This is a genomic window from Streptomyces sp. SID11385 (genome assembly GCF_010548245.1).
Classification (GTDB): domain Bacteria; phylum Actinomycetota; class Actinomycetes; order Streptomycetales; family Streptomycetaceae; genus Streptomyces.
Map to the genome: position 1 here is coordinate 20,075 of NZ_JAAGLR010000882.1, position 9,672 is coordinate 29,746.

The window sequence follows — 9,672 nt, forward strand, 5'->3', positions numbered from 1 at the left end:
GTCGGTGTGTGTTCAGGGTTGTTCGTTGAGGCGGACCAGGTGCTGGGGGCGGGGGGTGGGGGCGGGGGGTGGGGTGAGGCCGAAGGTGGTGAAGGCGGTGCGGGTGGGGAGGGGGTAGGGGGTGGTGCCGGTGAGGGCGTTGAGGATGGTGGCGCTGCGGTGGGCGGCGAGGCCGAGGTCGGGGGCGCCGACGCCGTGGGTGTGGCGTTCGGCGTTCTGGACGTAGACGTGGGAGCCGGTGGCGGTGATGGCTTCGTCGAGGTGGAGGCGGTAGTGGGCGTCGACGCGGGGGCGTTCGGCGTTGTCGCGGCGCAGGTAGGGGTCGAGTCCGGCGAGGAGTTGGTCGAGGGGGCGTTCGCGGTAGCCGGTGGCGAGGACGACGGCGTCGGTGGTGAGGCGGGAGCGGGTGCCTTGTTCGCGGTGTTCGAGGTGGAGTTCGATCCGGGTGGTGGCGACGCGTCCGGCGGTGCGGACGCTGACGCCGGGGGTGAGGGTGGCGTCGGGCCAGCCGCCGTTCAGGGTGCGGTGGTAGAGCTCCTCGTGGATGGCGGTGATGGTCTCGGTGTCGATGCCTTTGTGGAGTTGCCACTGCTGGGCGGTGAGCTGGTCGCGGGTGGTTTCGGGGAGGGCGTGGAAGTAGCGGGTGTAGTCGGGGGTGAAGTGTTCGAGGCCGAGTTTGGAGTACTCCATGGGGGCGAAGGCGGGGGTGCGGGCGAGCCAGGTGAGGCGTTCGTGGCCGGGGGTGCGGTGGCGGAGGAGGTCGAGGAAGATCTCGGCGCCGGACTGGCCTGAGCCGATGACGGTGATGTGTCCGGCGGTGAGGAGTTGTTCGCGGTGGCCGAGGTAGTCGGCGGAGTGGACGACGGGGACGTGGGGGGCTTCGGCGAGGGGGCGCAGGGGTTCGGGGACGTGGGGGGCGGTGCCGATGCCGAGGACGAGGTTGCGGGTGTGGGTGCGGCCGAGGGCGTGGGCCTCGCCGTCGGCGTCGAGTTGGGTGTAGTCGATCTCGAAGCAGGAGCGGTCGGCGTTCCAGCGGACGGCGTCGGCCTGGTGGGAGAAGTGGAGTCCGGGGAGGTTTTCGCTGACCCAGCGGCAGTAGGCGTCGTATTCGGCGCGGTGGATGTGGAAGCGCTCGGCGAAGTAGAAGGGGTAGAGGCGGTCGTGCGCTTTGAGCCAGTTGAGGAAGGTCCAGGGGTTGCCGGGGTCGGCGAGGGTGACGAGGTCGGCGAGGAAGGGGACTTGGAGGGTGGTGCCGTCGATGAGCTGGCCGGGGTGCCAGTGGAAGGCGGGGCGTTGCTCGTAGAAGGCGGTGCGCAGGGGGGTGGTGCCGGTGGGGAGGTGGTGGGCGAGGGCGGCGAGGGAGAGGTTGAAGGGGCCGATGCCGATTCCGGCGAGGTCGAGGGGGGTTTCGGCGGGGGTGGGGGGTTGGGGGGCGGGGGTGGTCTCGGGGGGTTCGGGTTCCTCGGTGGCGTCCGGGGTTTCCGCGGCCCGGGGCGAGGGGACGGCGGGGGTGTCGTGGTGGCTTCGGAAGGGGCGGGGCGGGAGGTTCATCGGGGGGTGTGTCCTTCCACGAGGTCGAGGAGGGCGGTGAGGTCCTGGGGGGTGGTGTGGGGGTTGAGGAGGGTGGCCTTGAGCCAGAGGCGGCCGTCGGCGCGGGCGCGGCCGAGTACGGCGGTGCCTTCGGTGAGGAGGGTGCGGCGGAGGCGGGCGAGGTCGTGGTCGGTGGCGTGGGTGGGGCGGAAGAGGACGGTGCTGAGGGTGGGGGGCGCCCAGAGGTCGAGGTGGGGGCGTTGGGTGATGAGGGCGGCGAGGGTGCGGGCCTGCTCCTGGACGGTGTCGACGAGGTGGGCGAGTCCTTCGCGGCCGAGGGTGCGCAGGGTGACGGCGATCTTGAGGATGTCGGGGCGGCGGGTGGTGCGCAGGGAGCGGCCGAGGAGGTCGGGGAGTCCGGCGTCGGTGTCGTCGTCGGCGTTGAGGTAGTCGGCCTGGTGGGTGAGGGGGGTGAGGTCGTGGGGGTCGCGGGTGGCGAGGAGCCCGGCGGCGACGGGCTGCCAGCCGAGTTTGTGGAGGTCGAGGGTGACGGTGTGGGCGCGGTCGAGGCCGGTGAGGAGGGGGCGGTGGGTGGGGCTGAGGAGGAGGGGGCCGCCGTAGGCGGCGTCGATGTGGAGGCGGGCGCCGAATTCCTCGCAGAGGTCGGCGAGTTCGTCGAGCGGGTCGATGAGTCCGGCGTCGGTGGTTCCGGCGGTGGCGGCGACGAGGAGGGGGCGGCGCCGGTGTGTTTCGAGGGCGGTGCGGAGGTCCGCGGGGTGGAGGCGTCCGGTGGGGGTGGGGATGCGGTGGGCCGGGGGGAGGCCGAGGAGCCAGGCGGCACGGGGCAGGGAGTGGTGCGCGTTCGCGCCGTGGAGGAGGAGCGGGGGGCGCTCGGGTGCGGTTTCGCGGGCGAGGAGGACGGCGAGCTGGTTGGCCTCGGTGCCGCCGGTGGTGACGAGGGCCTGGGCCGCGACGGCCTGGGGGTAGATCTCGGCGGCGAGGGTGTGGGTGACGTGTTCTTCGAGCGCGGTCGCGGCGGGGGCCTGGTCCCAGGAGTCGAGCGAGGGGTTGAGGGCGCTGGCGGCGAGGTCGGCGGCGGTGGCGACGGCGAGCGGGGGGCAGTGCAGGTGGGCGGCGCAGTGCGGGTGGGCGGGGTCGGCTGCGCCTGCGGCGAGGGCGGTGACGAGGGTGGCGAGGGCGGTGTGCGGGTCGGTGCCGGTGTCGGGGAGTACGGGGGTCGCGGCGGCGTGCAGGGTGGCGGCGACGGGTCCGGGGCCTCCGGCGGGGAGGGGGCCCTTGCGGTGGTGGGCGCCGTCGGTGAGGGCGGCGAGGACGGTGTCGAGCAGGGGCCGCAGGGCCTCGGGTCCGTGCGGGCCGCCGGAGAGGGGCGGGAGGGGGCGGGGCATGACGGCTCGTCCTTCGGGTCTGCGGGTCGGCGGTCAGCCTGCCCGGCGCTGCGCGTGCGAGGTCCACAGAGCCCAACGAACGGAACCCGAAAGGGGTATGGGGGTGGGGTGAATCCACCTCGGGGCGGGGGTGGTCTGGTATAGGGGCGGATTTACGGGGAGGGGGGTGGGGGCTGGGGGTGAGGGCGCTGAACGTGTGCCGGGGCGGCCGGCGGGACGCGAGGGCAGGACGCGGCGGGAAGGGGCCGGGCGGCGGGAAGGGGCCGGGCGGCGGACGAGGCGCGCGGGCGGCAGGAAGGGCCGGGCGGCGGGAAGGCGCTTGGGCGGCGGTACGCGGCTGGGACGGCAGGTGACTTCGCTCGCTCCTGTGGATAAGTCGGGCTGAAGTAGAAATCCGCTCACCCTTGAGGGTGAGCGGATTTATGGGTTTCGCCGAGTTGTCCACAGATTCGGGCGGAGGGGGCGGAACGGGGTTGTGGGTGCGGAAGACTTGGTGTTGGGGTCGCCCCCCAGGGCGGGTGGGGGCTGTCCGGCGGCAGGGCGGGGCGGGGCCATCCGGCGGCAGGGCGGGGCGGGGCCATCCGGCGGCAGGGCGGGGTGGGAACCGTCCGCCGCAGGCCGGGCGAGGCCCGCCCCCGCCGATCAAACCCCCCGCACCCGCAACGCCCGCCGCAGATCGTCGAGCTGGTCGGTGAGAGCACGGCGCAGGGCGGGGGTGGCGTCGGTGGCCGTGCGGAGGGTTTCCTCGCCGAGTGCGAGGTGTTCGGCGGTGACGGCGCTCGTGGGGAAGGCGGTCTTGCCGGCCGCCTGGGCGAGGGCGGCGCCCCGGCGCTCGGCGAGGGCGAGCGCGGCGGGGTAGTAGCGGTCGACGTAGGGGGCGAGGAGTGCGGCCTGTTCGGGCTGCCAGAAGCCCTGTGCGGTGGCGGTGAAGAGGTAGTTGGAGAGGGTGTCGTCCTCGAAGAGGGAGCGGAAGGCGGCTTCCTTGGCCTCGGGGGTCGGCAGCGCGGCGCGGCAGCGGGCGGCGCCCTCGTGTCCGGTGGCGCTGGGGTCGCGGTCGAGTTCGGCGGCGATGGCGGTCTCGTCGGTGGCGCCGAGGACGGCGAGGCGGGTGAGGAGGGTCCAGCGCAGTTCGGGGTCGAGGGCGGGGCCGCCGGGGACGGTGCCGTCCTCGTACCACTCCTGGAGCGTCTCCGGGCGGGTGGCGAGGTGGAGGAGGTTGCGTACGGCGGTGAGGCGCAGCGAGGGGTTGTGGCCGTCCTCGGTGCGGCGCAGCAGGTCGCGGCACGTGTCGCCGAGGAGGCTGAGGGCCTCGGGGCGCCGGGTCGCGTCGGTGTACTGGTCGGCGACCTGGGTGTGGGCGAACTGGAGGACGCCGCGGACGACGGCGGCGTCGTCCTCGTGCGGGAGGTGGGCGCGGACGACGGCGAGGTAGTCGGCGGGGGCGAGGCGGTTGTCGCGTACGGCGTTGCGCAGCGCGGTCCAGACGACGGCGCGGCTGAGCGGGTCGGTGATGCCGGAGAGGTGCGTGGTGAGGGTGGCGTGCGAGGTGTCGTCGAAGCCGGTCTTGGCGTAGGTGTGGTCGTGGTCGTTGAGGAGGACGAGGGCGGGGCGGGGCGCGTCGACGGTGAGGGTCGTGGGGGTGCCGGGGGTGAGGTCGAGCCAGGTGTCGGGGCGGCGGCGGGGGGCGCCCTCGGGGTCGAGGTCCCACAGGCCGAGGCGGACGCGGTGGGGGCGGGTGCCCTCGTGGCGGACGGTGAGGCGCGTACCGGTCTTGTCGAACGCGGGGGTGAGGGTGTCGACGCCGGTGGTGCGCAGCCAGGAGTCGGCCCAGGCGTGGACGTCGCGGTCGGTCGCGGAGGCGAGCGAGTCGAGGAAGTCGGCGAGGGAGGCGTTGGCGAACCTGTGGCGGGCGAAGTGGGTGTTGATGCCCGCGAGGAAGTCCTTCTCGCCGAGCCAGGCGACGAGTTGGCGCAGTGCGGAGGCGCCCTTGGCGTAGGAGATGCCGTCGAAGTTGAGGAGGGCGGCGGCGGTGTCGGGGACGTCGTCGGGGGCGACGGGGTGGGTGGAGGGCCGCTGGTCGGCCTCGTAGCCCCAGGTCTTGCGGGAGACGGCGAATTCGGTCCAGGTGTCGGCGAAGCGGGTGCTGGCCTCGGCGAGGGTCTGGTAGCCCATGTACTCGGCGAAGGACTCGTTGAGCCAGATGTCGTCCCACCAGCGCAGGGTGACGAGGTCGCCGAACCACATGTGGGCCATCTCGTGGGCGATGACCATGGCGCGGGTCTGGCGTTCGGTCTCGGTGACGGCGGAGCGGTAGACGAATTCGTCGCGGAAGGTGACGAGGCCGGGGTTCTCCATGGCGCCGGCGTTGAACTCGGGGACGAAGGCCTGGTCGTAGGAGTCGAAGGGGTAGGGCTCGGTGAACTTCTCGTGGTAGCGGTCGAAGAGGGCGCGGGTGACGTCGAGGATCTCCTCGGCGTCGGCGTCGAGGTGGGGGGCGAGGGAGCGGCGGCAGTGGATGCCGAAGGGGAGGCCGCGGTGTTCGGTGCGGACGGAGTGCCAGGGTCCGGCGGCGACGGCGAGGAGGTACGTGGAGATGAGCGGGGTGGTCGCGGCGGTCCAGGTGCCGTGGCCGTCGTGGGTCGTGACGGTGTTGGCGAGGACGGTCCAGCCTTCGGGGGCGGTGACGGTGAGGTCGAAGACGGCCTTGAGGTCGGGCTGGTCGAAGGCGGTGAGGACGCGCTGGACGTCCTCCATGAAGAGCTGGGTGTAGAGGTAGGTCTCGCCGTCGCTGGGGTCGGTGAAGCGGTGCATGCCCTCGCCCGTGCGGGAGTAGCGCATGGTGGCTTCGGCGGTGAGGGTGTGTGCGCCCGCGGCGAGGGCGGGCAGCGGGTAGCGGTTGCCGTCGAGGCGGGCGGGGTCGAGCGGGGTGCCGTCGAGGGCGATGCGGTGGAGGGTGTCCGGCTTCAGCTCGACGAAGGTGTCGCCTTCGGTGCGGGCGGTGAAGTGGATGGTGGTGGCGGAGCCGAAGGTCTCGGGGCCCTGGGTGAGGTCGAGGCGGACCTCGTAGCGCTGGACGTCGAGGAGGGCGGAGCGGGTGTGCGCTTCGTCGCGCGTCAGTACGGACATGGGGCCATGCTGCCGGAGCCGGGTGGGTGGAGGGGAGGCAGGGCGCGGCATGGGGGCGTGCGGGGGTGGGGAGGTCTACTGTGCGCGTCCGGCTGTGTGGGAGGAGTGAGCGGTGTGACGGTGGTGGAGCTGTACGGAGGTCCGTTGGACGGGAAGCGGCACGAGGTGGAGGGGGTGCCGGGGGTGGAGCTGCGGTTCGCGGCGGTGCCGAAGTGGGACGGGGCGCGGGAGGACGAGTCGGTGACGATCGTGTACCGGCGGGAGGAGGGCGTGTACCGGTACGTGGAGTCGGTGCCGGGGGTGTAGCGGGTACGGGGAGGGGCGGCGTCCGCACGCGGGCACCCGCTCCGGACAGCGTCCGCGCGCGGGCACGCGCCCCCGACAGCGTCCGCGCGCGAGCACCCGTCCCGGACAGCGTCCGTGCCGGGCGCCCGCCCCGCCCGGCCCCTCCGCGCGCCTCCGCCCGCCCCGTGCGGCTCAGCTCTTGCCGCCCGCTTCCTCCGCGATGCGCTCGTGGTGGCGGATCACCTCGGCGACGATGAAGTTCAGCAGTTTCTCCGCGAACGCCGGGTCGAGCTTCGCGCTTTCGGCGAGGCGGCGCAGGCGGGCGATCTGCTGGGCCTCGCGGGCGGGGTCGGCGGGGGGAAGCTGGTGGGCGGCCTTGAGGTGGCCGACCTGCTGCGTCGCTTTGAAGCGTTCCGCGAGCATGTAGATGACAGCGGCGTCGATGTTGTCGATGCTGTCCCGGAGCCGGAGCAGTTCGGCGCGGGCGTCCTCGGCGTTGCTGGTGGTCATGGACAGGGAGCCTACGGTGGCCGGGGCACCGGGGCGGACAGGGGTAGGCGATGTTCGGTATAGGCGAGCGGGATTTCCTCGTGGACGGGCGGCCGGTGCGGCTGCTTTCCGGGGCTCTGCACTATTTCCGGGTGCACGAGGAGCAGTGGGCGCACCGGCTCGGGATGCTGCGGGCGCTGGGCCTGAACTGCGTGGAGACGTACGTGCCGTGGAACCTGCACGAGCCGGAGCGGGGCCGGTACGAGGACGTGGCGGCGCTCGGGCGGTTCCTGGACGCGGCGGCGGAGGCGGGCCTGTACGCGATCGTCCGCCCGGGCCCGTACATCTGCGCCGAGTGGGAGAACGGCGGGCTGCCCGTGTGGGTGCGGGGTCCGCTGCGGACGCGGGACGAGAGCTTCACGGAGCCGGTGGCCGCGTGGTTCCGGGAGTTGCTGCCGCAGCTCGTGGAGCGGCAGGCGGACCGGGGCGGGCCGGTGGTCATGGTGCAGGTGGAGAACGAGTACGGGAGTTTCGGCTCGGACGCGGGCTACCTGGAGTGGCTGGCGGGGCTGCTGCGGGAGGTGGGCGTGACGGTGCCGCTGTGCACGTCGGACGGTCCCGAGGACTGGATGCTGTCGGGCGGCACGCTGCCGGGCGTGCTGGCGACGGTGAACTTCGGCTCGGGGAGCGCGGAGGCGCTCGCGACGCTGCGGCGGGCGCGGCCCGAGGGGCCGTTGATGGTCATGGAGTTCTGGTGCGGGTGGTTCACGCATTGGGGGGACAAGGAGGTGGAGCGCAGGGACGCGGCGGACGCGGCGGCGGAGCTGCGGGCGATCCTGGAGGCGGGCGCCTCGGTGAACCTCTACATGGCGCACGGCGGTTCGAACGGGGGCTGGGAGGGCGCGAACCGGCTCGGTGAGTGGCACGACGGGGCGTACACGGCGACGACGACGTCGTACGACTACGACGCGCCGATCGACGAGGCGGGCCGTCCGACGCGGAAGTTCCACCTCATGCGGGAGGTCTTCGCCGAGTACGCGCCGGGTCCGCTCCCGGAGCTGCCCGCCGCTCCCCCGGCGCTCGGCGCGGAGGTGTTCGTGCGGCCGGCCGCGTGGGCGCCGCTCGGCGCGGTCGTGGACGCGGTGGGCGGCGGGGAGCGCGAGTCGGCGTGGGCCCCGTCGTTCGAGGACCTGGGTGTGGACCGGGGGCTGGTCCGTTACCGGCTGCGCGTCCCCGGGCCGCGCGCGCCGCGCCCGTTGCGGCTGCCGGAGGTGCGGGACCTGTGCGAGGTGTACGTGGACGGGGTCCGTGTCGCGCCGGGCACGCCGGTCGGGGGCGGGGCCGAGGTCGAGCTGTGGGTGGAGTCCCTGGGGCGCGTGAACTACGGGCCGCGGCTGGGCGAGGCGAAGGGCCTGCCCGGGGGTGTGCTGCACGCGACCCAGTACCTCCACGGTATCCGGGCGACGCCGCTGCGCCTGCGGGACCTGGAGGCCGCGCTGCCCCCGTTGCCGTTCACGGCGCCGCCCGTGCCGGGGGCGCGCGGTCTGCACCGTGCCACGTTCGCGACCGCTGCTCCCGGTGACGCCTGGCTCTCACTGCCGGGCTGGGGCCGGGGCTTCGTGTGGCTCAACGGCACGTGCCTGGGCCGCTACTGGTCGGCGGGCCCGCAGAGCGAACTCTTCGTGCCGGGGCCGGTGTTGCGGGCGGACGGCGAGAACGAGCTGCGGGTGCTGGAGCTGGCGGGCCCGGAGGGCGAGGAGGCCGGGGAGGTGCGGTTGCGGCCGGTGGAGGGCTGAGCCGGTCCTTCACGGCCGCTCGGCGACCCGTGTCCGTACCGCCGTGGAAAGGCCCGGCCGGGGCGGCCCGCTCCCCCGTCGTCACAGCGTTCGCGCCGCTTTCGCGATGTCGTCGCGGAAGTGGCTGAGTTCGGTGTAGACGCCGGGGGTGTGGGCGCGCCCGCAGCCCTGGCCCCAGCTGACGATGCCGATCTGGACGGGCTCGCGCGCGGGGCCCGGGCGGAAGAGGGGGCCGCCGAAGTCGCCCTGGCAGGCGTCGGCGCCGCCCTTGGGCCTGCCCGCGCAGAGTTCCTCGGCCGGGACGAGGTCCTTGCCGTAGGTGCGGGCGCAGGTGCGGTCGTCGACGAAGGGGACGTCGACGGTGCGCAGTCGGCGCACCTCGGTGCCGTTCTCGCTCGTGGCGCCCCAGCCGGCGACGGTGAAGGTGCCTTTGTCGTAGTGCGTGGAGGGGGTGAGCGGGAGGGTGGGGAGGTCGACGGGCTCGGCGAGTCGCAGGAGGGCCCAGTCCTTGCCCGTTCCGTCGTAGCCGGGTGCGAGGACGGCCTTGGTGCCGTGGACCTTGAGGGCGTCGGGGCTGTCGAGGTCGGTGCTGCCGAGGGTCGCGGTGACCTGGTCGGGGCTGACGGTGCCGTCGAGGCAGTGCGCGGCGGTGAGGACGAGGTCGTCGGCGTAGAGGGAGCCGCCGCAGCCCATGGAGAGGTGGACCGTCCAGGGGTACTCGCCGGGGGCCGCTTCGGAGCCGCCGATGACGGGGCGGGGCGCGGCGTGGGCGGCGGTGCCGGCGAAGGTGAGCGCGAGGGCGGCGAGGACGGCGCCGAGGGTGCGGTACGGCAGGCGGTGCGGCAACGGGGGCCCTTTCGCTGGGGGTGCTCCGGTGACCGGGGCGCCGTGGGGAGGGTGCCGGGTGGGGAGCCTGCCCAACGAGAGGGGTGGGGATGCGTGACGGCCGGACGCCGAAAGGGGCGCCCCGGGGTGGTCCCGGGGCGCCCCTTTCGTCCGGGCCCGGTCAGCTCGCCTGCGAGCGGGGGCCGCGCCCCCGG

The 9,672-nt window shown here is 74.0% G+C and carries 7 protein-coding genes; 2 read left to right on the forward strand and 5 right to left on the reverse strand.

Translation table 11 applies throughout. The annotated features are described in order from the left end of the window. Nucleotides 1–12: 12 nt before the first annotated feature. From G3I42_RS27005 to pepN, 3 genes are all read right to left on the reverse strand, one after another. Nucleotides 13–1,551, reverse strand: coding sequence for a SidA/IucD/PvdA family monooxygenase (locus G3I42_RS27005; RefSeq protein ID WP_164290194.1), 1,539 nt, complete (start codon nucleotides 1,549–1,551; stop codon nucleotides 13–15). Continuing rightward, nucleotides 1,548–2,936: a pyridoxal-dependent decarboxylase gene (locus G3I42_RS27010; RefSeq protein ID WP_164290196.1), complete on the reverse strand. Its 1,389-nt coding sequence runs from the start codon at nucleotides 2,934–2,936 to the stop codon at nucleotides 1,548–1,550. The genes G3I42_RS27005 and G3I42_RS27010 overlap by 4 nt, the downstream gene beginning before the upstream one ends. A gap of 642 nt (nucleotides 2,937–3,578) precedes the next feature. Continuing rightward, a complete protein-coding gene (gene pepN / locus G3I42_RS27015; protein WP_164290198.1) occupies nucleotides 3,579–6,062 on the reverse strand; it encodes an aminopeptidase N in 2,484 nt (827 codons plus the stop codon). Nucleotides 6,063–6,176: 114 nt separating this feature from the next. Here pepN and G3I42_RS27020 point away from each other — a divergent pair, with 114 nt between their 5' ends. Then, nucleotides 6,177–6,368 (forward strand): hypothetical protein, encoded by a 192-nt coding sequence (locus G3I42_RS27020; protein ID WP_164290200.1) that lies wholly within the window; start codon nucleotides 6,177–6,179, stop codon nucleotides 6,366–6,368. A gap of 171 nt (nucleotides 6,369–6,539) precedes the next feature. Here G3I42_RS27020 and G3I42_RS27025 read toward each other — a convergent pair whose 3' ends face one another. Further along, entirely contained in the window at nucleotides 6,540–6,857 is a 318-nt protein-coding gene (locus G3I42_RS27025; RefSeq protein WP_010261206.1) for a chorismate mutase, read from the reverse strand. A 50-nt stretch (nucleotides 6,858–6,907) separates the two neighbouring features. On the opposite strand from G3I42_RS27025, the gene G3I42_RS27030 reads away from it, so the two are divergent. Continuing rightward, nucleotides 6,908–8,632 (forward strand): beta-galactosidase family protein, encoded by a 1,725-nt coding sequence (locus G3I42_RS27030; RefSeq protein ID WP_203607390.1) that lies wholly within the window; start codon nucleotides 6,908–6,910, stop codon nucleotides 8,630–8,632. 81 nt (nucleotides 8,633–8,713) lie between these two features. Here the strand turns inward: G3I42_RS27030 and G3I42_RS27035 are convergent, their stop codons facing one another. After that, on the reverse strand, nucleotides 8,714–9,466 hold the full coding sequence (locus G3I42_RS27035) for a serine protease (RefSeq protein WP_164290208.1): 753 nt from the start codon (nucleotides 9,464–9,466) through the stop codon (nucleotides 8,714–8,716). Nucleotides 9,467–9,672: the final 206 nt, after the last annotated feature.

What these genes read in the sequence shown, in the direction of transcription:
- G3I42_RS27005 (WP_164290194.1), bottom strand. Translation starts at nt 1,551, where the DNA reads ATGAACCTCCCGCCCCGCCCCTTCCGAAGCCACCACGACACCCCCGCC.
- G3I42_RS27010 (WP_164290196.1), bottom strand. Translation starts at nt 2,936, where the DNA reads ATGCCCCGCCCCCTCCCGCCCCTCTCCGGCGGCCCGCACGGACCCGAG.
- pepN (WP_164290198.1), bottom strand. Translation starts at nt 6,062, where the DNA reads ATGTCCGTACTGACGCGCGACGAAGCGCACACCCGCTCCGCCCTCCTC.
- G3I42_RS27025 (WP_010261206.1), bottom strand. Translation starts at nt 6,857, where the DNA reads ATGACCACCAGCAACGCCGAGGACGCCCGCGCCGAACTGCTCCGGCTC.
- G3I42_RS27030 (WP_203607390.1), top strand. Translation starts at nt 6,908, where the DNA reads ATGTTCGGTATAGGCGAGCGGGATTTCCTCGTGGACGGGCGGCCGGTG.